This is a genomic window from Streptomyces vietnamensis (genome assembly GCF_000830005.1).
Lineage (GTDB): Bacteria > Actinomycetota > Actinomycetes > Streptomycetales > Streptomycetaceae > Streptomyces > Streptomyces vietnamensis.
The window spans coordinates 111,480-134,211 of record NZ_CP010407.1 but is presented as its reverse complement, the minus strand read 5'-3'; the positions used below and the strand labels follow the sequence as shown (position 1 = coordinate 134,211).

Annotated in this window: 22 protein-coding genes and 2 pseudogenes; 19 read left to right on the top strand and 5 right to left on the bottom strand. The window is 71.3% G+C overall.

The genetic code is table 11. The features are described from left to right. The first annotated feature begins 37 nt into the window (after positions 1 to 37). Both SVTN_RS00695 and SVTN_RS41655 read left to right on the top strand, forming a co-directional pair. Positions 38 to 511, top strand: coding sequence for a YxiG-like protein (locus tag SVTN_RS00695; RefSeq protein ID WP_041127351.1), 474 nt, complete (start codon positions 38 to 40; stop codon positions 509 to 511). 56 nt (positions 512 to 567) lie between these two features. Next, positions 568 to 1,511 (top strand): annotated as a pseudogene (locus tag SVTN_RS41655) (IS5 family transposase). A gap of 9 nt (positions 1,512 to 1,520) precedes the next feature. Here the strand turns inward: SVTN_RS41655 and SVTN_RS00680 are convergent. Both SVTN_RS00680 and SVTN_RS00675 read right to left on the bottom strand, forming a co-directional pair. After that, entirely contained in the window at positions 1,521 to 1,751 is a 231-nt protein-coding gene (locus tag SVTN_RS00680; protein ID WP_041127349.1) for a bacteriocin immunity protein, read from the bottom strand. 178 nt (positions 1,752 to 1,929) lie between these two features. Further along, positions 1,930 to 3,159, bottom strand: a complete 1,230-nt coding sequence (locus tag SVTN_RS00675) for an IS701 family transposase (RefSeq protein ID WP_078908110.1) — start codon at positions 3,157 to 3,159, stop codon at positions 1,930 to 1,932. A gap of 326 nt (positions 3,160 to 3,485) precedes the next feature. Here SVTN_RS00675 and SVTN_RS00670 point away from each other — a divergent pair, with 326 nt between their 5' ends. Next, positions 3,486 to 4,211, top strand: a complete 726-nt coding sequence (locus tag SVTN_RS00670) for a peptidylprolyl isomerase (RefSeq protein ID WP_041127347.1) — start codon at positions 3,486 to 3,488, stop codon at positions 4,209 to 4,211. Positions 4,212 to 4,341: 130 nt separating this feature from the next. Here the strand turns inward: SVTN_RS00670 and SVTN_RS00665 are convergent, their stop codons facing one another. Next, positions 4,342 to 4,809, bottom strand: a complete 468-nt coding sequence (locus SVTN_RS00665; RefSeq protein WP_041127346.1) for an acetylxylan esterase — start codon at positions 4,807 to 4,809, stop codon at positions 4,342 to 4,344. Positions 4,810 to 5,900: 1,091 nt separating this feature from the next. Between SVTN_RS00665 and SVTN_RS00655 the strand changes: the two genes are divergently transcribed. From SVTN_RS00655 to hypE, 15 genes are all read left to right on the top strand, one after another. Continuing rightward, entirely contained in the window at positions 5,901 to 7,601 is a 1,701-nt protein-coding gene (locus tag SVTN_RS00655) for a hydrogenase maturation protein (RefSeq protein ID WP_041127344.1), read from the top strand. Positions 7,602 to 7,657: 56 nt separating this feature from the next. Continuing rightward, positions 7,658 to 8,740, top strand: a complete 1,083-nt coding sequence (locus SVTN_RS00650; RefSeq protein ID WP_041127343.1) for an NADH-quinone oxidoreductase subunit B family protein — start codon at positions 7,658 to 7,660, stop codon at positions 8,738 to 8,740. An 88-nt stretch (positions 8,741 to 8,828) separates the two neighbouring features. Further along, a complete protein-coding gene (locus tag SVTN_RS00645) occupies positions 8,829 to 10,613 on the top strand; it encodes a nickel-dependent hydrogenase large subunit (RefSeq protein WP_041127342.1) in 1,785 nt (594 codons plus the stop codon). Continuing rightward, positions 10,610 to 11,167, top strand: coding sequence for a hypothetical protein (locus SVTN_RS00640; RefSeq protein WP_041127341.1), 558 nt, complete (start codon positions 10,610 to 10,612; stop codon positions 11,165 to 11,167). The genes SVTN_RS00645 and SVTN_RS00640 overlap by 4 nt, the downstream gene beginning before the upstream one ends. Further along, positions 11,164 to 11,823 (top strand): DUF5947 family protein, encoded by a 660-nt coding sequence (locus SVTN_RS00635; protein WP_052498812.1) that lies wholly within the window; start codon positions 11,164 to 11,166, stop codon positions 11,821 to 11,823. The genes SVTN_RS00640 and SVTN_RS00635 overlap by 4 nt, the downstream gene beginning before the upstream one ends. Further along, complete coding sequence (locus tag SVTN_RS00630) at positions 11,820 to 12,458, top strand: DUF6084 family protein (RefSeq protein WP_041127340.1); 639 nt, start codon at positions 11,820 to 11,822, stop codon at positions 12,456 to 12,458. Before SVTN_RS00635 ends, SVTN_RS00630 begins: the two co-directional genes overlap by 4 nt. Then, a complete protein-coding gene (locus tag SVTN_RS00625) occupies positions 12,455 to 13,852 on the top strand; it encodes a hypothetical protein (RefSeq protein WP_041127339.1) in 1,398 nt (465 codons plus the stop codon). The genes SVTN_RS00630 and SVTN_RS00625 overlap by 4 nt, the downstream gene beginning before the upstream one ends. Next, entirely contained in the window at positions 13,849 to 14,379 is a 531-nt protein-coding gene (locus SVTN_RS00620; RefSeq protein WP_041127338.1) for a hydrogenase maturation protease, read from the top strand. The genes SVTN_RS00625 and SVTN_RS00620 overlap by 4 nt, the downstream gene beginning before the upstream one ends. Beyond that, on the top strand, positions 14,376 to 14,516 hold the full coding sequence (locus tag SVTN_RS44100; RefSeq protein WP_159026399.1) for a DUF6893 family small protein: 141 nt from the start codon (positions 14,376 to 14,378) through the stop codon (positions 14,514 to 14,516). Before SVTN_RS00620 ends, SVTN_RS44100 begins: the two co-directional genes overlap by 4 nt. Before the next feature lie 136 nt (positions 14,517 to 14,652). Then, positions 14,653 to 15,048: a hydrogenase maturation nickel metallochaperone HypA/HybF gene (locus tag SVTN_RS00615; protein WP_041127337.1), complete on the top strand. Its 396-nt coding sequence runs from the start codon at positions 14,653 to 14,655 to the stop codon at positions 15,046 to 15,048. A gap of 2 nt (positions 15,049 to 15,050) precedes the next feature. Further along, positions 15,051 to 15,746 carry a hydrogenase nickel incorporation protein HypB gene (hypB, locus tag SVTN_RS00610; protein WP_041127336.1) on the top strand — a complete coding sequence of 232 codons (696 nt, stop codon included), beginning with the start codon at positions 15,051 to 15,053 and terminating at the stop codon, positions 15,744 to 15,746. Next, on the top strand, positions 15,743 to 18,181 hold the full coding sequence (gene hypF / locus SVTN_RS00605) for a carbamoyltransferase HypF (RefSeq protein WP_041127335.1): 2,439 nt from the start codon (positions 15,743 to 15,745) through the stop codon (positions 18,179 to 18,181). The genes hypB and hypF overlap by 4 nt, the downstream gene beginning before the upstream one ends. Positions 18,182 to 18,191: 10 nt before the next feature. Then, positions 18,192 to 18,509: a HypC/HybG/HupF family hydrogenase formation chaperone gene (locus tag SVTN_RS00600; protein WP_078908108.1), complete on the top strand. Its 318-nt coding sequence runs from the start codon at positions 18,192 to 18,194 to the stop codon at positions 18,507 to 18,509. After that, complete coding sequence (hypD, locus tag SVTN_RS00595; protein ID WP_041127333.1) at positions 18,506 to 19,690, top strand: hydrogenase formation protein HypD; 1,185 nt, start codon at positions 18,506 to 18,508, stop codon at positions 19,688 to 19,690. Before SVTN_RS00600 ends, hypD begins: the two co-directional genes overlap by 4 nt. 49 nt (positions 19,691 to 19,739) lie before the next feature. Further along, positions 19,740 to 20,780, top strand: coding sequence for a hydrogenase expression/formation protein HypE (gene hypE, locus SVTN_RS00590; protein ID WP_052499589.1), 1,041 nt, complete (start codon positions 19,740 to 19,742; stop codon positions 20,778 to 20,780). 2 nt (positions 20,781 to 20,782) lie between these two features. Here hypE and SVTN_RS00585 read toward each other — a convergent pair whose 3' ends face one another. Both SVTN_RS00585 and SVTN_RS00580 read right to left on the bottom strand, forming a co-directional pair. After that, complete coding sequence (locus SVTN_RS00585; RefSeq protein ID WP_041127331.1) at positions 20,783 to 21,013, bottom strand: hypothetical protein; 231 nt, start codon at positions 21,011 to 21,013, stop codon at positions 20,783 to 20,785. Beyond that, positions 20,997 to 21,254, bottom strand: a complete 258-nt coding sequence (locus SVTN_RS00580; protein ID WP_041127330.1) for a DUF6400 family protein — start codon at positions 21,252 to 21,254, stop codon at positions 20,997 to 20,999. Before SVTN_RS00580 ends, SVTN_RS00585 begins: the two co-directional genes overlap by 17 nt. A 1,222-nt stretch (positions 21,255 to 22,476) precedes the next feature. Here SVTN_RS00580 and SVTN_RS46495 point away from each other — a divergent pair. Beyond that, a pseudogene (locus SVTN_RS46495) lies at positions 22,477 to 22,716 on the top strand (molybdopterin-dependent oxidoreductase); the annotation flags it as partial. Between the last annotated feature and the right edge of the window lie 16 nt (positions 22,717 to 22,732).

Here is a 22,732-nt window from a genome sequence, read left to right as displayed (position 1 = left end):
TTACCGAGGGTCTTGCCCAGTGAGGTAGAAGGGCGGCATGGACACCGCCGTACTTAAGCAGATGCTGGACGAGACCTTCGATCACGCCGTCGTGCACCACGGATACACCAACTACATGCGCGACTACGAGGTCATCATCTACGCGACGGCTGATCCCCGAACCGGCATTGCGCCGTCCCACCTGCGGTATCTCTTCCGGTACTGCGTCGAGGCCCGGTGTGAGACGTCAGTGCCGGCGGACACCTGGCGGGTCTCCTTGGACGACCGGCTCATCGACCACAAAACGGGTGCCGACCTCGACGGATACGTCTGGGGGGTGAAGTGGCACGCCCTGTACCCAGGAGCCAAACTCCTTCCTGAGTCCGAGGCGACCCGCCGCTGGTCGAAGGCCCTCGGGATCGAATTTCACGAGGTGCGCATGGAAACCAGCGCGCACAACGTGACCTTGCTCTTCTCGGACCTTCAGGTGAGCGAGGTCCCGGTCGGATACGCACCCTTCGTCACGGACTAGGGATCAGGGCTCGTGCGATCTTGTGACTGCCGTTTGTCCAGGTCGTTCTTCCTGCCATGGGACGAGGTGATCTGAGTGATGGCGAGTGGGAACGGCTGCGCCCGTTCCTGCCGGTCAGCAACGGGCGTTGTGGCCGGTGGCGGAACCACCGGCAGGTGATCGACGGGATTCTGCACCGGGTGCGGACCGGGGTGCAGTGGCGTGACCTGCCCGAACGTTTCGGGCCGTGGAAGACCGTCTACGAACGCCACCGCCTGTGGTCGGCCGACGGAACCTGGGAACGCCTGCTCCAGCAAGTCCAGGCCGCGGCCGACGCCGCAGGCGAGATCGACTGGGATATCTCGGTCGACTCCACCATTGTCCGCGCGCACCAGCACGCGGCCGGCGCCCGCACCGACCCGCCTCCGGCTCCGGCTCCGGCTCCGGGATCAAAGGGGGCCGAAGAGATGGAACACCAGGCCGAGACGCCGTGGCAGAGTCTGGTCGCCCGCCTGGTGGAGGTGGTGCTGGAGGTGAGGGCTTGGGCCGCTCGCGTGGCGGGTTCACCAGCAAGCTCCACCTGAGCGCGGACGGCCGCTGCCGCCCGCTCTCCCTGGTCGTCACCGCCGGACAGCGGGCGGACTGCACTCACTTCCAGACGGTGCTGGAAAAGATCCGCGTCCCGCGGGTCGGTCCGGGCCGACCGCGCATGAAGCCCGACAGCCTCGCGGCCGACAAGGGCTACAGCAACGGTCCGTGCCGCAAGTACCTGCGGCACCGGGGCATTCGGCACACGATCCCGGAGAAGACCGACAGCCAGGCCGCCCGCCTGCGCAAGGGCTCACGCGGCGGACGGCCGCCAGGCTTCGGCGAAGAGCGGTACAAGAAGCGCAACACCGTCGAACGGGCGATCAACAGGCTGAAGCAGTCCCGGGCCGTGGCCACTCGCTATGACAAGCGCGGCTACGTCTTCCTCGGCACGGCCACCACCGCAGCTCTGCTCATCTGGCTTCGGAGTTGAGCCGTCACCTCACAAAGCGATCGGCCGGTACGCCAGAGCCTGGTCGACTACCTCGTCAGCCGAAAGCTCCCGCGCCCGCGACCAAAAGATCAAGTCGCTGACATGACCAGACGGGCATGCCAGGGCTCTGTCCAGTCTGTCCAGCCAGCGGTCCACCTCGTCGTCCGAGGCGTAGTCCGCCTCCATGATCCGCTGCACGAGCGTGACCGCCTCCGCGCGACTCATCTCCACAGCACTCATGACGTCCCTCCGCTGAGTCACCCTAACGGGGACGCGTGATCGCCCGGACAGCTCCTAGTAGTGCTTCGTTAGGTTCTGAGTCTGGTTGTGTTGCGGGGCAGGCGTCGGCCGCAGGTGGTGCAGGTGCCGGTCCAGCACTGCAGCAGGTCCTGAAGGGCGTCGAGGACCTGGTAGAGGGTCAGGCCGGCGTGCGTGCTTTTGGGTCGAGGCGCCGCAGGGTGAGGAAGGCCTGGGCGGCGGTGACGAGGGTGACGTGATGGTGCCAGCCGCGCCAGGTCCGGCCCTCGAAGTGGTCCAGGCCCAGGCCGTGCTTGAGCTCGCGGTAGTCGTGTTCGATGCGCCAGCGCATCTTCGCCCAGCGGACCAGGTCGGTGACGGGTGTGGTGGCGGGCAGGTCGGTCATCCAGAAACCGGTCGGCCCGGCGGCATCCGCCGGCTGTTCGACCAGCAGGGTCTTCAGCGGGAGAACACCGTCCCAGCGGTTGCGTCCACCGGCCTGTTCCTGGGCGGTGCGGCAGGCTTCCTTGCCCGACGGCCGGACTTCGATCACGGCGAAGCGGGAGGTCATCAGGCCCTTGCTGCCCTGCCGCCAGGCGACTTGTTGGAACGAGGTGTCCGGGGTGACGAACGAGGTCAGGGGCCGGGCCGGCTCTCGGTAGCGGGGCAGCGTGGGCGGCCCCAGACCGCCGTAGGCGGGCTGGAACGGGTCGGCCGCGGCCGGGCGGGCGACTTCCTTCGGATCCACCGCTATGACATAGGACCAGCCGCGTTCCTCCAAAGCGAGGCGGAAACCCACGCTTCGGCCGTAACCGGCATCGGCCACGATCACCGGCACCGCGAGACCCTGCTCGGCCATCCGGTCCAACAGTCCCAGAGCCAAGTAGGGCTTCGAGACGTGCCCGACCTCGTCGGGAATCCCGGCACGCTGACGTCGTACGTGATCGGCCGCCCAGTCCTCGGGCAGAAACAGTTCCCAGTCGAGCGGGCACGATGCGGTGTCGGTGGCCGCGTGCACGCTGACGGCGACCTGGCAGTTCGCCCGCTTGCCCAACGCTCCGCAGTACTGCCGGGCCACCCCCACCGAAGCGGTGCCGCACTTGGGGAACGACACATCGTCGATCACCCACACCTCAGGCCGGATCGCCTCGCTCAACCGCTCGGCGATCCGCCGCCGCACCGGTAGCGGATCCCACGGCGACTGGTTCACGAACTGCTGCAGGGCCTGCATGTTCCCGTCCGGCAGCCGCTCGGCCATCGGCTGGATCGACTTCCGCCGGCCGTCCAGCATCAGACCCCGCAGATAACACCCGCCCCACCGGCGCTGATCCCGCCGCGGCAACGAGGCGAACACATCGGCAACGAACTCCGACAACTCATCCCGGAGCCGTTCCACCTCCCCAAGCCTCATGACCGGGAGATGCCCACCACCAGGCGAGATCACTCGACGTAACGAAGCACTACTAGGCGAATGCTGGATATGTGCCGACCCAGACCGACGGCGGCGCCTTCCCGGGCCCCGCGACAGGGCACCGTTGTTCCCCTCACTCGCGGGGTGTTCCACGGTGCCGTCGATTCGGTACGGGCTCCAGCGGTCCCGGCAAGGCCAAGGCCGCGTCGTCTGAATGATGGGACTCTGGTCACGCTGATCGGCCGGAAATCCCACTCCCGCAGGTCACACCACGCCCTAGACTGCGACCGCTCCAAGACCTGGAGATCATCGGGAGGGCGTGCAAGATGAGACGAGCACTGATCAGTGCATTCGCGGCCGCGGCGTTAGTGGTGTCCGGGGGGAGTGTCGCCACCGCTTCCGACAGCGCTCCGCCGCGCACCACGCACGGTCCCTGCCAGTACACCCAGACCCCGGACGAGCCGCCGGCGCGCCGTGTTCCGCTGCCGCCCGACCCACGGCGCACCCCTGCTCGTGGCACGGTCGACCTGGCTGTTCCGACCAGTCAGGGCCCGCTTCCGCTGCGCTTGGACCGGGCCAAGGCGCCATGCACGGTCCAGAGTTTCCTGCACCTGGCGCGGCACGGTTTCTACGACCGTACGGTGTGCCACCGCCTGACGGCGTACCCGACGCTGAAGGTCTTGCAGTGCGGTGACCCGACCGGCACCGGTGAGGGCGGGCCCGGGTACAAGTACAAGGACGAACTGCCGGTGGACCTACCGCCCGCAGCCACCGATCCCACGGGCACGCGCCGGCTCTACGGACGCGGCCTGCTGGCGATGGCCAACGCCAGCCCGAACACGAACGGCTCTCAGTTCTTCGTCGTCTACGGCGACTCCGCACTGCGACCGAACTACACGGTGTTCGGCACGGTCGGCCCCGCCGGTCTGGCGACACTCGACAAGGTCGCCGCCGGAGGCATCGAGCCGACCGCGGAGAACCCGGCACCGGTCGACGGCACACCCGCACTGCGGACCGAGCTGCTCCACGTCCGGCTGTCCTGGCGGTACTGACACACCGCGATGTCGCCGCGTCCACGACGAGCATGCCTGGCGGCTTGCGGGGTCGGCTTGCGGCGACACTCGAATGCCCAGTGAGTCCCTGGCTCCTCCATGGAGTCGGATCGATCGCGTCGCCTTCGCGTCACATCCGGGTCGACAGCAGACGCTGGTCCTTGATCCGGTTCAGCTGCGTACGCCGCTCGGTTCCGTGTCCGCCTCCGTGGTCCGCAAAGGGCCACACCTGCGTGTCCTTTGCTCCGCGGTATCGGTTGTAGGTTGCGAATACCGTGAACGGGGGACAGGTCGGGCCCTCCGGCAGCGGAGCCAGAGCGGCCACCAGGCGGGCGCCGAGGTCGCGGCGAGCGGCCTCGGTGTCCGGGCGGGCGTCGTCTACCTGAGGCGGCTCGCCGATGAGCTGCTGGCCGCCGCCGCGACGGCCCGGGCCGACGGGTGCTGCCAGCTGCTGTGTTCTGCCGCCGCCCGTGACGCCGTCGCCTTCTACGAGCGGGAGGGCTGGGCCCAGGTCACCCACCCCGCGCCCCGCGCAGCCGTCCCTCGTCCCTTCTGACCCATCGACCAGAGCAGTGAGACCCTCGCGCACTGCCAACATCCGTTGGCGCTTCCTCGACCACTTCGCGGCTCGGTGCAAAACCGCTCCGCTGGAATAGATAGTTTCTGACCTCAGAAAACGCCGGTAATGCTCAATCTGTCGGGCGGATACCCACGCCCGGACTGTGCCCCTCCCGCCAGTGAAATCCGGGAGTTCTGGTGTGGACGCGACTTCTCCTTACGTGGGGCGAGCGAGGAGGTGTCTGACGGGTGGAAGACCAGGTCCGGCGCCTCCTTCGTGCCTCTAGAAGAACCCAAGCTTCTTGGGACTGTAACTCTGCAAGATGTTCTTGGTCTGCTGGTGGTACAGACGAGGCGCCCTTCTGGCCAGCAGGAACGACGGCACGTGTCGTCCACTGCAGGGTGAGCAGTCCCCGCCGTCTGATGGCCGAAGCGGCGGTGAGGAACGCTCCGTATGGCGTGGTGGCCCTTCGTCCTCGGCGCCGCGTCAGCCCGGGCGGGGACCGGAGGAGTCGTCGTCCGGGTTCACGCCGGTGAACGCCGAGTCGTCCTTCGTGCCACTGGGGCGCTGTGTCCGACCCCTTCGGCCGGTGTCGCGCATGCCCTTCTCCGATGAGCGGCCTCGTTTCTCGCCCCTGGCCGTGTCGCCGTGAACGGTGTCGCCGGGGACGTTCCCTTCTTCCTCCTTGGAGGTCTTCCGTCCCTTGCCGGGTGGGGGCGCGTGCTTCTCGGGGCGGAAGGAACGCGAAGCGCTCGGATTCTCCTGCTGTCGCGTTTCGTCCACATCAGGGGACCAGCCGTGCTGCCCGGCCATACCGTCGCGGCTCGGCTCGCCGCGCGAGGGCCTGGAGGACTTCGGTTTCTCGGCCATGAGCCGACCTGCCTGTCCGTGCGAGGGGCATGCGTTCGCAAACCCTTGGGACTCTGATCTTCCCACGAGACGCATGGCGCGTCTCCTGGACGGCGCTCTGCGGCGATCAGGCCGCCAATCGGCCGGACGCACACCTCGAACGGGTGAGGTGCGGGCTCCGCCACCCTGCCGGCCTCCTCGTGCTGGCCGATGATCGCAGGCGGTTGGTGGACCGCGGTTCCCAGGGCCGCAACCCCCTCCGCGACCCGGAAAGGCCGCCCATGCGCATCCTGCTCGTCGCCAGCAGCTTCAACAGCCTGACCCAGCGCGTCCTGGTCGAGCTGCGCGACCGCGGGCACATCGTTCCCGTGGAGGTCACCCCCGACGGTGCCGCCGTGCGCGAGGCCGTGGCGCGCCACGCGCCCGATCTGGTCGTGGCCCCCATGCTGAAGGCCGTCGTGCCCCGCGATGTGTGGACGGCGCACCGTTGCCTGATCGTGCACCCCGGACCCGTGGGCGACCGCGGCCCGTCCTCGCTGGACCACGCGATCCACGACGGGGCCGAGGAGTGGGGCGTCACCGTCCTCCAGGCCGACGAGGAGATGGACGCGGGCGACGTCTGGGCATCCGCGACCTTCCGCGTGCCGGAGGTCGGCAAGAGCGATCTGTACCGCAACGAACTGTCCGACGCCGCCGTGGCCGCCGTGCTCCGCGCCGTCGAGAGGGTCGCCGCCGGGGCGGTACCGCGTCCGCAGACCGGCGAGATCCGCGCCCGTCCCGCTCTCCGCCAGGAGGAGCGCCGGATCTCGTGGGGCGAGGACACCACCGGGACCGTGCTGCGCACCCTGCGGGCCGCCGACTCGCAGCCCGGCGTCCCGGACCGGCTGCTCGGCGCCGAGTGGTTCCTGCACGGCGGCCACGCGGAGGACGGTCTGCGCGGGCGGCCCGGCGCTCTGCTGGCCACCCGGGCGGGCGCGGTCTGCCGCGCCACCGTGGACGGCGCGGTGTGGATCCCCGAACTCCGTGCCCGCACCGGCCCCGGCAGGCCGCGTGCCTGCAAGCTCCCCGCCACCCTGGCCCTCGCGGGCCGGCTGCCGGAGCTCCCCGAACTGCCGGCACCCGCCGATCCGGCGCCGGGCCGGCGGACCTGGACCGACATCTCGTACCGCGAACAGGGGCCGGTCGGCGTCCTGTCCTTCGCGTTCCCCGGCGGGGCGATGAGCACCGACCAGTGCCGCCGCCTGCTGGACGCGTACGAGACCGCCCGTGGGCGTCCCACCTCCGTCCTGGTGCTCGGCGGGCAGCGCGACTTCTTCTCCAACGGCATCCATCTGAACGTCATCGAGGCCGCCGCCGACCCCGCCGCCGAGTCCTGGGCCAACATCAATGCCATGAACGACCTGGTCGAGGCGGTTCTCACCACGACCGACCGGCTCGTCGTGAGCGCGATCGGCGGCAACGCCGCCGCCGGCGGGGTGATGCTCGCCCTCGCCGCCGACGAGGTCTGGTGCCGTTCGGGGGCGGTGCTCAACCCGCACTACCGGCGCATGGGCCTGTACGGATCGGAGTACTGGACCCGCACCCTGCCCGGGAAGGTGGGCGAGGCCCTGGCCGCGCGCCTCACCGAAGAGGCCACGCCGGTGTCCGCGGCCGCATCGCTCGACATGGGGCTGGTCGACCGGGTCGTCGACTGCGGACCCGGGGAGTTCGCCGCCGAGGTCACCCGATTGGCCCTCCACCTGGCATCCCGTGGCGGTCTCCAGCCGCGGATCGCGGCCAAGAAGGCGGAGCACGAGCGCCGGGAGTCCGTCGCTCCCCTCGCGGCCCACCGTGAGCGGGAGCTCTCCCGGATGCGGACGATCTTCGACGATCCCGCCGCGAGCTACCACGCGCGGCGCCGGGCCTTCGTCCGGAAGGAGGCCCTCCGAGCGCCGCTCCCGAACGGCCCAGGTGCGGGCGCGGGCGGATCGGCCGACTGTTAAGCAAGACCTAGGCCCGACATGAGGCCTTCGCCCCATCCCTCCTCAGGAGGCGACCCATGAGCGCAGTGAAGCCGGCCCCGGTCGAGGATCAGGGTGCCGCACCCGGCAGCGAAGAGAAGCCGATCCACATCCTCTGGATCAACGCGGGTCTGAGCTGTGACGGAGACTCGGTGGCCCTGACCGCCGCCATGCAGCCCAGCATCGAGGAGATCGCCCTCGCGGGGCTGCCAGGGCTGCCCAGGATCGCGGTCCACTGGCCCCTGATCGACTTCGAGTGCGGTCCGGTGGGAGGCGCCGACACGTTCATCGAGTGGTTCTTCAAGGGTGAGCGGGGCGAGATCGACCCGTTCGTGCTGGTGATCGAGGGCTCGATCCCGAACGAGGCGATCAAGCAGGAGGGCTACTGGTGCGGCTTCGGCGACGACCCGGAGACCGGTCAGCCCATCACCACCAGCGAGTGGATCGACCGGCTGGCGCCCAAGGCCCTCGCGGTGGTCGCGATCGGCACCTGCGCCACGTACGGCGGCATCCACGCCATGGCGGGGAACCCGACCGGCGCGATGGGCGTGCCCGACTACCTGGGCTGGGACTGGAAGTCCCACGCCGGCATCCCGATCGTGTGCGTGCCCGGCTGCCCCATCCAGCCGGACAACTTCGCGGAGACGCTGACCTACCTGCTCTACCAGGCGGTCGGCTCCGCACCCATGATCCCGCTGGACGACAAGCTCCGCCCCACCTGGCTGTTCGGGGCGACCGTGCACGAGGGCTGCGACCGGGCCGGCTACTACGAGCAGGGCCAGTTCGCCTCGACGTACGACTCGCCCAAGTGCCTGGTCAAGCTCGGTTGCTGGGGCCCCGTCGTCAAGTGCAACGTCCCCAAGCGCGGCTGGATGAACGGTGTCGGCGGCTGTCCGAACGTCGGCGGCATCTGCATCGCGTGCACGATGCCCGGATTCCCGGACAAGTTCATGCCGTTCATGGACGAACCTCCCGGCGGCAAGGTCTCCAGCACCGCCAGCGGCGTGTACGGCTCCGTCATCCGCCGCCTGCGGACCATCACGGCCAAGACCGTGGACAAGGAGCCGAAGTGGCGGCACACCGGCGAGCGCATCACCACCGGCTACCGGCCGCCCTGGTGACCGTGACGCCATCGCGCCACCCCGCAAGACCCCCATCCAACCCACTGTTCGTGTAGTCGAAGAGTTGACGAAGGGCATCACAGCGACCATGGCATCTCCGGCGAAGACGACGGGTGACGGCTCCGGCCTTGTGGAGATGGCCTGGGACCCCATCACCCGGATCGTGGGCAGCCTCGGCATCCACACGAAGATCGATTTCAAGCAGAAGCGCGTCGCGGAGTGCTACAGCACGTCCTCCGTCTTCCGCGGCTACAGCGTCTTCATGCGGGGCAAGGACCCCCGCGACGCGCACTTCATCACCAGCCGCATCTGCGGCATCTGCGGTGACAACCACGCGACCTGCTCCGTGTACGCGCAGAACATGGCGTACGGCGTGAAGCCCCCGCATCTCGGCGAGTGGATCATCAACCTCGGCGAGTCCGCAGAGTACATGTTCGACCACAACATCTTCCAGGAGAACCTGGTCGGGGTCGACTACTGCGAGAAGATGGTCCGCGAGACCAACCCCGGCGTCCTGGAGCTGGCCGAGCGCACCGAGGCGCCGCACGCCGCCGAGCACGGCTACCGCACGATCGCGGACATCATGCGCTCTCTCAACCCCCTCGAGGGCGAGTTCTACCGCGAGGCGCTCCAGGTCAGCCGCTACACCCGGGAGATGTTCTGTCTCATGGAGGGGCGGCACGTCCACCCCTCCACCCTCTACCCCGGCGGCGTCGGCACGGTCGCGTCCGTGCAGCTGTTCACCGACTACATGAGCCGCCTCATGCGCTACGTGGAGTTCATGAAGCGGGTCGTCCCGCTCCACGACGACCTCTTCGACTTCTTCTACGAGGCGCTGCCCGGCTACGAGGAGGTCGGCCGCCGCCGTGTGCTGCTCGGCTGCTGGGGCGCGCTCAACGACCCCGAGCACTGCGACTTCACCTACGCCAACATGACCGACTGGGGTCGGCGGATGTTCGTCACCCCCGGTGTCGTCGTCGACGGCAAGCTGGTGACCAACGACCTCACCGAGATCAACCTCGGCATCCGCATCCTGCTCGGCAGCTCGTACTACGAGGACTGGCAGGGCCAGGAGCAGTTCGTCACCCACGATCCGCTGGGCAACCCGGTCGACCCGCGCCACCCGTGGAACCAGCACACGATCCCTGCCCCGCAGAAGCGGAACTTCGACGACAAGTACAGCTGGGTCATGTCCCCGCGCTGGTTCGACGGCAAGGACCACCTGGCACTCGACACCGGCGGCGGCCCCATCGCGCGCCTGTGGTCCACCGCGCTCTCCGGCCTCGTCGACATCGGCTACGTCAAGGCCACCGGGCACAGCGTCGTGATCAACCTCCCCCGGACGATGACCAAGCCGGAGACCACCTTCGAGTGGAAGATCCCGAAGTGGAGCAACGCCCTGGAGCGCAACCGCGCCCGGACCTACTTCCAGGCGTACGCGGCCGCCGTCGCCCTGCACTGCGCCGAGAAGAGCCTGGAGGAGGTCCGCGCCGGCCGCACGCAGACGTGGGAGAAGTTCGACGTGCCGGACGAGTCCATCGGTGTCGGCTTCACCGAGGCCGTACGGGGTGTCCTCTCGCACCACATGGTCATCAGGGACGGCAAGATCGCCAACTACCACCCCTATCCGCCGACGCCGTGGAACGCCTCCACGCGGGACACGTTCGGAACCCCCGGCCCGTACGAGGACGCGGTGCAGAACACCCCGATCTTCGAAGAGAACACGCCCGAGAACTTCAAGGGCATCGACATCATGCGCGCCGTGCGCAGCTTCGACCCCTGCCTGCCGTGCGGCGTCCACATGTACACGGGCGACGGCAGGACCGTGAAGCAGATGCACGTGCCCACCGGCCTGAGCGGTCTGGCCGGATGAGCGCGACCACCGCCGAACAGGCGGGCCGGCGGGTCGAGGAGGTCCTGGGCCGGCTGGCCGAGAACGGCGACGACGAGGCCTGCGCGGCCACGGAGGAAGTGGTACGCGTCCTCATGGAGTTCTACGGCAGCGGCATCGCCCGCGTCGTCGAGCTCCTCGGGCGCCCCGCCGCCCGTCCGCCCGCCGACCCGCTGGGCCCGCTGCTCGCGGACGAACTCGTCGCGAGCCTCCTCAACCTGCACGGGCTGCACCCCGAGGACGCGCCGACCCGCATCGACCGCGCCCTGGCAGCCCTGCCGCAGCCCGTGGAGAACGCCGGATTCGACCCGGCGACGGGCGTGCTGCGGCTGCGGGTCACCGCCTCGACCGGCTGCGGCTGCTCCGGCACCCAGGAGTCCGTCCGGCAGGCGGCCGTGGACGCCCTCGCCTGTTTCGCCCCCGAGGTGACCTGCGTGCAGCTGGAGAGCCGCGCCCCGCGCGAACCGGCGCTGCTCCAGATCGGCACCCGTCCGTCGCCCGCGGGCGCGGACAACCGCTCATCGGCCGCCCGGTGAACGGGCCGCCGAACAGCGCCGTGCGGTCCCCGGCGCCCACCGGCCTGCGCCGGTTCACCACTCCCCGCCCGCCCCGCCAGGAGCGCTGCGAACTGTGCGGCGCCCCGCTGGCGGCCGAGGAGCGCCACCCGCATCTCGTCGACACGGACAAGCGGGCCCTGGTCTGCGCCTGCGGCCCGTGCGCACAGCTCATGGACCGCTCCGCCGCCTCCCCCGGGCGGTTCCGGGCGGTCCCCGGCCGCTTCCTGAGTGACCCGGGCCACCGGATCGACGACCGGGCCTGGGAGTCGCTGCGGATCCCGGTCTCGGTCGCGTTCTTCTTCCGCAACTCCGCCCTCGACCGGCCGGTGGTGCTCTACCCGAGCCCCGCCGGCGCCACCGAGAGCGAACTGGAGGAGGACGCCTGGCGGTCCGTCCTCGACGCCACCCGGCTCGCCGCCCACCTCGAACCCGACGTCGAGGCCCTGCTGCTGCGCCGCCACGAGGGCCGAACCGAGTGCTTCCTCGTGCCGATCGACCTCTGCTACGAACTGGTGGGCCGCATGCGACTGCACTGGCAGGGCTTCGACGGAGGCGCGGAGGCGCGGGCCGACCTCGACGCCCTCTTCGCCCACGTCCGCGGCCTGGCCCGCGAACCGCAGGGGAGCAGGCCGTGACCGAGTTCTCCTTCAGCTGCACCGACGTCCGCGCCGACGCCTACGCGGCCGGACCCACGCTCGTGTTCCGGCTGCGGATCACCGCCACCGGCGGCACCCGGGTCCACGCCATGGCCCTGCGCTGCCAGATCCGTGTCGAACCCGCCCGGCGCGGCTACGACGACCACGAGGCCGCGGCCCTGGCCGACCTCTTCGGCGAACGCTCCCGGTGGGGCAGCAGCCTCAACCCGGTCCAGTTCGCCCAGGCCTCCGTCATGGTGCCCGGCTTCACCGGCGAGATCGAGACCGACCTCGTCGTGCCGTGCACCTACGACACCGACATCGCCGCGTCCCGCTACTTCCGGGCGCTCTCCGACGGCGACGTCCCGCTGCTCCTGCTCTTCTCCGGCACCGCCTTCACCGGCGCCGGCGGCTTCCACGTCGAGCCCGTTCCCTGGGACAAGGAGGTCTCCCACCGCATGCCCGTGAAGGTGTGGCGCGAGATGATCGACCAGCACTTCCCCGGCTGCGGATGGATCCGGCTCCCGGGCGACGCCATGGACGCCCTGCTCGCCTACCGCTCGCGCCGGGCCCTCCCGTCGTGGGAGGCCACCGTCGAGTCCCTGCTCGAAGCGGCGGGGGAGAGGACACGATGACCACCGTCGCCTTCACCCCCGGCACCGAGGCGCGGTTCGCCGTCGCCCGGCACGTCGCCGACGCCGTCCTCTTCGAGGGGTACGTCCTCTACCCGTACCGTGCGTCCGCCGCGAAGAACCGGCTCCGCTGGCAGTTCGGGGTCCTGGTGCCGCCGTCCTGGAGCGCCGCCGCCGAGGAACACGACTTCCAGCTCACCGAGTGCCTCATGGAGCCCAGGACCGGCGCCGAACTCGCCGTGGAGGTCCGCTTCCTGCGCGCCCAGCGGCGTACCGTCGAGGAACTCCGCGAGGACGGGACCTACGCACCGACCGGCGAACTCCGGCTGGCCGACCGGGTCCTGGTGGCCTGGGACGAGGGCGTCGAGGAGCGCGTCACCCTCGTCGTACCCGTCGCCGAACTGCGGGGCGACGGCACCGTCCTGCCCTTCACCCGCCCCGCCGCCGAGGAGACGGAGGAGGTCGCCGACGCCCAGGGACGCGTCCTCGGCCGGCTCGTACGCCGCCGCGAGGAGATTCGCGGCACCCTGCGGGTCTCGGCGGCCGAACTCGACGGCCCGTACCGCGTCGAACGCCTCTCGGTCACGGTGGAGAACACCAGCGACTGGACCGCCGAGGGGGACACCGACCGCCACGCGGCACTGCCGTACTCCCTCGTCGCCGCCCACACGCTGCTCCGCATCGACGGCGGCTCGTTCCTGTCGATGACCGACCCGCCGGAATGGGCGAAGGGTGCCGTCGCCGCCTGCCGCAACCTGCACACCTGGCCCGTCCTCGCCGGCGAACCCGGACGCGACGACCTGATGCTCTCCTCGCCGATCATCCTGGAGGACCATCCGGCCATCGCGCCCGAGAGCCCCGGCGCCCTCTACGACGCGACCGAGATCGACGAGATCCTCGCCCTGCGCACGGCGGCCCTCACCGACGAGGAGAAGCGCGAGGCCAGGGGGACCGACGCCCGCGCGGCGGCGGTGATCGAGCTCGCGGACACCATGCCGCCCGAAGTCCTCGAACGCCTGCACGGAGCCGTACGGAGTCTCCAGAGCGTCACCGGGCCCCCGAAGCCGGCCGGGAACATCCTCGAACCGGAGACACCCTGGTGGGACCCGGGCGGCGACACCGCCGTCGATCCGGGCAGCGACCACGTCCTCGTCGACGGACGCGCGGTCCGCGCGGGCGGCAGGGTCCTCCTGCGCCCCCGGCTGCGCCGCACGGACGCCCAGGACCTGTTCCTCGACGGGCGCAGCGCACTGGTCGAGGCCGTCCTCCACGACGTCGACGGCGGAGTCCACATCGCGGTGACCATGGAGGACGACCCGGGCGCCGACATCCGCCGCGAACAGGGCCGGTTCCTCTACTTCAAGCCCGACGAGGTCGAAGCCCTGGAGGACATGTGAACGGCCCCGCGCCCGAGGCCCGGACGCCCGGCACGGCCCGCACCCTCGTGGCCGGGGTGGGCAACATCTTCCTCGGCGACGACGGCTTCGGCGTGGAGACCCTGCGGCGGCTCACCCGCGAGGGACTCCCCGCCTCCGTCGAACTGGCCGACGTCGGGGTCCGGGGCGTCCACCTCGCCTACGAACTCCTCGACGGCTGGGACACCCTCGTCCTCGTCGACGTCACCGCCCGCGGCGGTGAACCGGGGACGCTCTATCTGATCGACGCCTCGGCGGCCGACGACCGCGGCCGCGGCACGGAGCCCGCGCCGCTCGACGGCCACCGGATGACGCCCGACGCCGTCCTCGCCCTGCTCGACACCCTGTGCGCGGGAACCGGGGCCGCGCCGCCACGGCGGATCCTCGTCGTCGGCTGCGAACCGGCCTGCCTCGACGAGGGCATCGGGCTCAGCCCGCAGGTCGCCGCGGCCGTGCCCGAGGCGGTGCGCATGGTGACCGAACTGGTCCGCCAGGAAGCCGTCGTATGAAGACCGAAACGGAGAGCACCATGCGCAAGAACGTCCTCGGCGCCGCAGTCGCCGCCACCGCCGCCCTGGCCGTCGTGGCCGTCGTCGTCGGAGTCCTCCCCGACCTCCGGCGCTATCTGCGCATCAGCAGGATGTGACGCACCCGCGGGTCGGTGGCGGCGGCTGCACCGAACGGACGACACCGCCGTGCGGTCCCGGCGTGCCGGGCGGGACTCCGCCGCCGCCCGGCCTCTAATGGCGCCCGAGACCCACCCGCGCCCAGGACGGAGACCGATGCACGAGATGTCCCTCGCGGTCGCCGTCGTCGACCAGGTCGAGGCCGCGGCGAAGTCCCGCGGCGCCGTCGGTGTCAGCAGCATCGAGCTGGACGTGGGCGAGCTGGCCGGCGTCGTCGCCGACGCCCTCGCCTTCTGCTTCGAACTCGCCTGCGCCGGAACCGTCGTCGAGGGCGCCGAGCTGATCACCCGTACCGTCCCGGGCACCGCGCGCTGCGAACCCTGCGCCGACGTCTGGGCGGTCGGCATGCCGCCGCGACTGCTCTGCCCCGGCTGCGGCGCCGCAGCCGGGGAACTCGTCTCCGGCCGCGAACTGCAGATCCGCGAGGTCCGCTGGGCCGGCCCCGAGGCGGCGCGCGAAGAACGTCGTCAACCGATCACCGAGGAGAGCTGAGCATGTGCCGAGCAGTCGATCTCCAGCGTGCCGTTCTCGCCAAGAACGAGGCCGCGGCACAGATCCTGCGTACCGAACTGACCTCCCGCGGCACCACGGTGGTCAACCTGCTCTCCAGCCCCGGAAGCGGCAAGACCGCCCTGCTGGAGCGTGAACTGCGCCTCGCCGGTGAACGGGGCGTCGCCGCCGCCGCGCTCACCGCCGACCTGGCCACGGAGAACGACGCCCGTCGCCTGGCCCGCTCGGGCGCCCCCGTCAAGCAGGTGCTCACCGACGGCCTCTGCCATCTGGAGGCCGACATGGTCGCCCGGCACCTGCACGACTGGCTGCCCGAGTCCACCCGGCTGCTGTTCGTCGAGAACGTCGGCAACCTCGTATGCCCCGCCGGCTACGACCTGGGCGAGTCGCTCCGCGTCGTACTCGCCTCGGTGACCGAGGGGGAGGACAAGCCGCTCAAGTACCCCACCGCGTTCGGCCTCGCCCAGTTGGTGATCGTCACCAAGACCGACATGGCCGACGCGGCGGAGTTCGACGAGACGGCCTTCCGCGCCCACGTGGAGCAGGTCAACCCCGGAGTCGAGGTCGTCCTCAGCTCGGTGCGTGACGGCCGGGGCGCCGGAGTACTCCTCGACCGGGCCCTCGCCGCGACCGAGGGGAACCAAGTCCACACCCCGGTGATGGCCCGGGCCGGCGCGTGAGCACGGCGCGACCCGGACCCGCACCCGCCACGGCCCCGCTGCGCAGCCGTGTCGTCGTCCGCGGCGTCGTGCAGGGCGTGGGCTTCCGGCCCTTCGTCTACGCCCTCGCCACCGGGCTGCGTCTGTCCGGTCACGTCACCAACACGGCGGACGGCGTCGTCGCGGAGGTCGAGGGAGACCCCGCGGACGTCGCCTCCTTCTGCGCCCGCCTCGCGCCCGACGCCCCGCCCCTGGCCCGGGTGGAGTCGGTCGAGACGGCCGAGGTGACCGCGAGCGGCGGCAGCGGATTCACGATCGTGCCCTCCCGCCGGGGCGGCGCCGTCCGCACCCTCGTCCCGCCGGACACGGCCACCTGCGAGGACTGCCTCGCGGAACTCGCCGACCCGGCCGACCGGCGGTATCTGCACCCCTTCATCACCTGCACCAACTGCGGCCCGCGGTTCACGATCGTCACGGGACTGCCCTACGACCGGGTACACACCACCATGGCCGCCTTCCCGATGTGTCCGGACTGCGCCCGGGAGTACGAGGACCCGGCCGACCGGCGCTTCCACGCGCAGCCCGTCGCCTGCCCCCGCTGCGGCCCGCGGCTGCGGCTGGTCACGACGCCGGACCGGCCGGCCCCCTCCGGCCCCGAGCCGCATCCTCGCCTCACCTCCGACCCCGGCGACGCCCCGGTCGCCGCCGCGCGCAGGATGCTCGCCTCCGGCGCGATCCTCGCCGTCAAGGGCCTCGGCGGCTACCACCTGGCCTGCGACGCGACGAACCCCGACGCGGTGGCCGAACTGCGCCGCCGCAAGGCGCGCGGTGACAAACCGTTCGCGATGATGGCCGCGGACCTCGCCGACATCGAGCCCCTCGTCCACCTCGGCCCGCTCGAACGCGAACTCCTCACCGGCCGCGTCCGGCCCGTCGTCCTGCTGCGCCGCCGCGACGACGCCCGGCCGCGCCACGGGGCCGCGCCGGCGCGGGCGGTGGCGCCGGGCAGCCCGGACCTCGGCTTCATGCTCCCGTACACCCCGGTGCACCACCTGCTCCTCGGCCTCGGCGCGGCGGACCGGGAAGGGCCCCGCCTGCTGGTGATGACCAGCGGCAATCTCTCGGGCGAGCCCATCGTCACGGACGACGCGGAAGCGCTGACCAGGCTCGCCGGACTGGCGGACGCCTGGCTGCTGCACGACCGACCGATCCATGTGCCGTGCGACGACTCCGTCGTCCGCGTCTGCGACGGCGAACAGCTGACGCTGCGCCGCTCCCGGGGCTACGCACCGCTGCCGGTCACGCTGCCCGTCGACGTCGCTCCCGCCCTCGCCGTCGGCGGTGACCTGAAGAACACCTTCTGTCTCGGCGCCGGACGCCAGGCCTGGCTCTCCGCCCACATCGGGGACATGGACGACCTCGCCACCCAGCTCGCCCTCGCCTCCGCCGAGCGCCGGCTCGAGTCCGTGACGGGCGTACGACCCGAACTGCTCGCCGCCGACCGCCACCCCGTCTACCGGTCCAGCCGCTGGGCCCGCGAACACGCGGCGGGACGGCCCGTCGTCCCCGTACAACACCACCACGCGCACGTCGCGGCGGCGATGGCCGAGAACGGTCTCGACGGCACGCGTCCCGTGATCGGCGTTGCCTTCGACGGCACCGGCTACGGCCTCGACGGCGCCGTGTGGGGCGGCGAGTTCCTTCTCGCGGACTACGCCGGGTTCCGACGGTTCGCGCACCTGGCCTACGTACCCCTGCCGGGCGGTGACGCGGCCGTACGCCGGCCGTACCGCATGGCTCTGTCCCACCTGCGGGCCGCGGGCCTCGCCGCCGACCGGGCACTGCCCTGCGCGCGAGCCTGTGAGCCCGGAGAACTACCGCTGCTGGAAAGGCAGTTGGAGCGCGAGCTGAACTGCGTGCCCACGTCCAGCATGGGGCGCCTCTTCGACGCCGTCTCCTCGATCGTGGGGATCTGCCAGCACGCCGGATACGAGGCGCAGGCCGCGATCGAGCTGGAGGCCGCGGCCCTGCGCGCACCCGGCGTGGCCGAGGACGCACGCTACGCCTTCCGGCTCGGCTCACCGGAGCCCGGTGCCCCGCTCACCGCCGATCCCGCACCCCTGCTGGCGGCGGTGGTCGCCGACGTGCTGGACGGGACCCCCGCAGTCGTCGTCGCGGCGCGGTTCCACCGGGCCGTGGCCCGATGGGTGCGTGTGGTCTGCGCCGCCGCCCGCGACGAGACCGGCGTGGAGACCGTCGCCCTGACCGGGGGAGTGTTCGCCAACACGGTGCTCTCCTCGGCCTGCGCCGAAGGACTGCGGGAGGACGGCTTCACCGTCCTGCGCCACCGTCAGATCCCGCCGAACGACGGCGGGCTGGCTCTGGGCCAGCTCGTCGTGGCCGCCCGGATCACGGACGGGGCGGCCGCCGGCACACCACGACGAGAGCGAAACTGAGGAGACACCCATGTGCCTGGCGGTACCCGGAAAAGTGCTGGACGTCGAGGTCCGGGACGGCACCCGGATGGCCACGGTCGACTTCGGCGGCGTGGTCAAGGAGGTGTGCCTGGAGTACCTGCCGGACCTGAAGCCCGGTGAGTACGCCATCGTGCACGTGGGCTTCGCCCTCCAGAAGCTCGACGAGGAGTCGGCCCGGCGGACGCTGGAGCTGTTCGAGACCCTCGGCCTGCTCCAGGAGGAGTTCGGAGACCCGTGGGAGGCCGCAGAGGCCGCGGGCGGCGAGTGGCCGGCGCAGGACGGCGTCGGCGGGGAGGTGCGGCAGTGAAGTACATCGACGAGTTCCAGAACCCGGACCTGGCGGGCCGGCTGCTCGACGAGATCCGTGCGACGGTGACGCGCCCCTGGGCCCTGATGGAAGTCTGCGGCGGCCAGACCCACAGCATCATCCGGCACGGCATCGACCAGCTCCTGCCGCCCGAGATCGAGCTGATCCACGGCCCGGGCTGTCCGGTCTGCGTCACTCCGCTGGAGATGATCGACAAGGCCCTGGAGATCGCTTCACGACCGGGGGTGATCTTCTGCTCCTTCGGCGACATGCTCCGCGTCCCCGGCACGGGCCGCGACCTCTTCCAGGTCCGCGGGCAGGGCGGCGACGTCAGGGTGGTCTACTCCCCTCTGGACGCGCTGCGGATCGCCGAGCAGAACCCCGACCGGGAGGTGGTCTTCTTCGGCATCGGCTTCGAGACCACGGCGCCGCCCAACGCGATGACGGTCCATCAGGCGCGCAAGCGGAACATCCGCAACTTCAGCCTGCTCGTGTCCCACGTCCGCGTCCCCCCGGCGATCGACGCGATCATGCGGTCACCTGAGTGCCGCGTCCAGGGCTTCCTCGCCGCCGGCCACGTCTGCAGCGTAATGGGCACGGCCGAGTACCCGGAGCTCGCGCGACGCCACCAGGTGCCGATCGTGGTCACCGGATTCGAGCCGCTGGACATCCTGGAAGGCGTACGCAGGACCGTGCTTCAGCTGGAGCGGGGCGAGCACACGGTGGAGAACGCCTATCAGCGCGCCGTGACAGCCGAGGGCAATCCGGCGGCACAGGCGATGCTGAGCGACGTCTTCGAGGTCGCCGACCGGGCCTGGCGCGGCATCGGCGTCATCCCGGACAGCGGCTGGCGGCTGTCCGCACGCTACCGCGATCACGACGCCGAGCACCGCTTCTCCGTCGAGGGGATCGACACCCGCGAGCCCGCCGAGTGCCGCAGCGGCGAAGTCCTCCAGGGCCTGCTGAAACCGAACGAGTGCGAGGCGTTCGGCACCACCTGCACGCCCCGCTCCCCGCTCGGCGCCACGATGGTGTCCAGCGAGGGCGCCTGCGCCGCCTATTACCTCTACCGGCGGCTCGACGCGGGAACCCCGGGACAGCGGCCTCCCGCGTCGGCCCCCACGGCCTCCGGCACCCCGTCCCCGGTCACCGCCTCCCTGGAGGGCAGCCCCCTTGCCTGACACCGTCAGCACCACCCCGGCGGCCGACGCCGCGCCGCCGGCACCCGACATGCTCGCCTGGACCTGTCCGACGCCCCTGCGCGACCACCCGCGCATCGTCATGGGCCACGGCGGCGGAGGAGCGCTGTCCGCCGAGCTGATCGAGGGCGTCTTCGCCCCCGCCTACGGCGGACCGGCCCTCGCCCACACCGCGGACGCGGCCGAGATCCGGATCGGCGGCGCCCGCCTGGCGTTCTCCACGGACTCCTTCGTGGTGCGCCCGCTGTTCTTCCCCGGCGGCAGCATCGGCGACCTCGCCGTCAACGGCACCGTGAACGACCTCGCCATGAGCGGTGCCCGGGCGAGCCACCTCTCCTGCGGGTTCATCCTGGAGGAGGGCGTCGAGACCGACGTGGTCGCCCGCGTCGCGCAGGCCCTCGGTGAGGCGGCGCGCGCGGCCGGCGTCCAGGTCGTCACCGGCGACACCAAGGTCGTGGAGGCCGGCCACGGCGACGGTGTCTACATCAACACCTCGGGGGTCGGGCTGATCCCCGACGGAGTCGACCTGCGCCCGCAACGGGTGGTGCCCGGAGACGTGGTGATCGTGAGCGGCCCGATCGGTATGCACGGCGTGGCGATCATGAGCGTGCGGGAGGGCCTCGAATTCGGTGTCGAGATCACCAGCGACTGCGCACCGCTCGGCGGCCTCGTCGAGGCGATGCTCGCCGTCACGCGGGACCTGCACGTGCTGCGCGACCCCACGCGAGGCGGCCTGGCCGCCTCGCTGAACGAGATCGCGGCGGCGTCGGGCACGGGCGTCGTCCTCCAGGAGCGCGCCGTCCCGGTCCCCGAAGCGGTCGGCAACGCCTGCGCGGTGCTCGGCCTCGACCCCATGTACGTGGCGAACGAGGGCAAGCTCGTCGCCTTCGTCCCGCGTGACCACGCCGACGCCGTGCTGGCCGCGATGCGCGCCCACCCCATGGGCGCCGGAGCGGCGGTGATCGGCGAGGCGGTCGAGACCCACCCGGGCATGGTGGTGGCGCGTACCGGACTCGGTGGCACTCGCGTCGTGGACATGCCACTCGGAGAGCAGTTGCCGCGGATCTGCTGAGCTCAGGCCCGGCTGCCGCGTCGCTCACGGGAGGTGTCGAGGGTCCACGTGTGGGTGCAGTTCGGACACTGCAGGTGGACCCGGAGCCCGTTGTTCCCGATCAGATAGCGCCAGTGGCTCCGGCAGTTCCGGCGGTCCAGGCAGGTCGCGCAGTCACGGGCGTCGTCGCAGCCGGGACACGCGACCCAGGCCCGCCGAGCCGGGTCGGCGTGGGGGTCAAGCGGAAGACGCACGGCCCGGCACCTCCCCGGGCAGCACACCGGCCTCGACCAGCATCGCGTGAATCCTCTGCTGCTCCTCGTCCAAGCCCGAGTACAGCAGGGCGTGCGCCGCCTCCTCCTCGCGCAGAACGGCCACGGGGTCCCAGTCGGGCCCCAGGGCCGCCACGACTTCGGCACGCCGACGTGCCTCCTCGACGGTGAGGTCGATGCTGAAGCCGACCAGGTCGGAACGAGGACCGGGGTCGTGGTTCATGGGGGTGCTTTCGGGATGAATCGAACAAGTACGCCACCACGTCTACCAGAGCGCACGGCGCCCACGGAAGCACCCGAGCCGCCTTCGACGGTCCCTGTGGCGCACCTCATGCCGTATGCCACGTGCTGGGCCCTGTTCGCGGCTGCCGCCTGGTCCCTGCGCAGGGTGCCCGCCCGGCACACCACCGCCCTGGTCCTCCTCGGCGGCATCGCGGTCGCCGCCACGGGCCTGGCGGCCGCGCCCCGCACCGGCACCGATTCGTACCGCTACGCCTGGGACGGCCGAGTACAGGCGGCGGGCATCTCCCCGTACGACCACGCCCGGCCGATACCGCCCTCGTGCCGTACCGGGACGTCTGGCTGTTCCCCACCGGGCCGGAGTGCGGCAAGCCCGGCCCGGCGGCCGTCTCCGAGGGCGTCTGCACGCGGATCAACCGCCCCCAGGCGCACACGATCCACCCTCCGGCCGGCGAGCCGTACTTCCTCCTCGTCCACGTCCTCTCTCCGGGCGGTGTCCGCCGCAAAGCCCTCCAGGTGGGCGGCGCCGTCCTCTCCGTGGCCACCACGCCGGTGCTGCTGCGGATCCTGCGACGCAGAAGGGACCCGCGGACGGCCGCCCACTGGGCCTGCTGCCCGGCCGTTCCTGTCGAGGCGGTCGACAACGCCCACGCCGACGTCCTCGCCGTCCTGCTGCCCGCCGCCGCTGTCCTTGCAGCCCTGTACGTGCCGCACATCCTGCTCTCCCGCTCCTCCGTCCTGAACCACCGGGCGGATACGCCGACGGGGAGGGCTACCAGGACGCCTCCTCCGGAAACCGCTGTGCCTGCTGTTCCCCCACTTCTGGGCCGCGCCGTGCGTCGTCGCGATCGCGGGTGCGGCCGCCTATGTCACCGGCCGCGTGGTGGCCGATGCCGGCACGGTCGTACGCCGTCGCCGCCCTGGCCGTCGTAGGCGGGTGGGCGGCCCGGAAGCGATCCGCGGGACCACGCCACCCGTGGACCGGCCGACCGGACGACGACTCGGCGACCACGAGGCCCGGCAGCCGGGCCCCCGCGCGGCCGGGCAACAGCACAGGACCATTCGTGTCGGCGTGTCACGAACCCTTCCGTGCAGGCGGAGGGATGTCTTCTCGGCGTGGGAGGCCCGGCGAACCCACGAACGCGCAATCCACGGAGGCACCCCACGAACGCGAACGACGGCGGAGCGGCCGCACCTGACGGTCCGCCGCCTACGAACCGGACCTCGCGGCGGTCAACGATCAGACCCAGGGCAAGGGGTGGCTCGGCTTCTACCTCTTCTCCTGGCCGACCTCTCCGTACTGGCCCTACCGGGTCACCCAGGGGGTGCACGTCACGCTCGGCGTCGTGCTCGTGCTCCGGGCGCTGTACGCGGTCACCGACCTCGCCGTACAACGCGTCCTGGGAAAACCACCCGGGAGAGGTCCGGGGCAGGCCACGGAACGGGGTCAACCACGTCCGG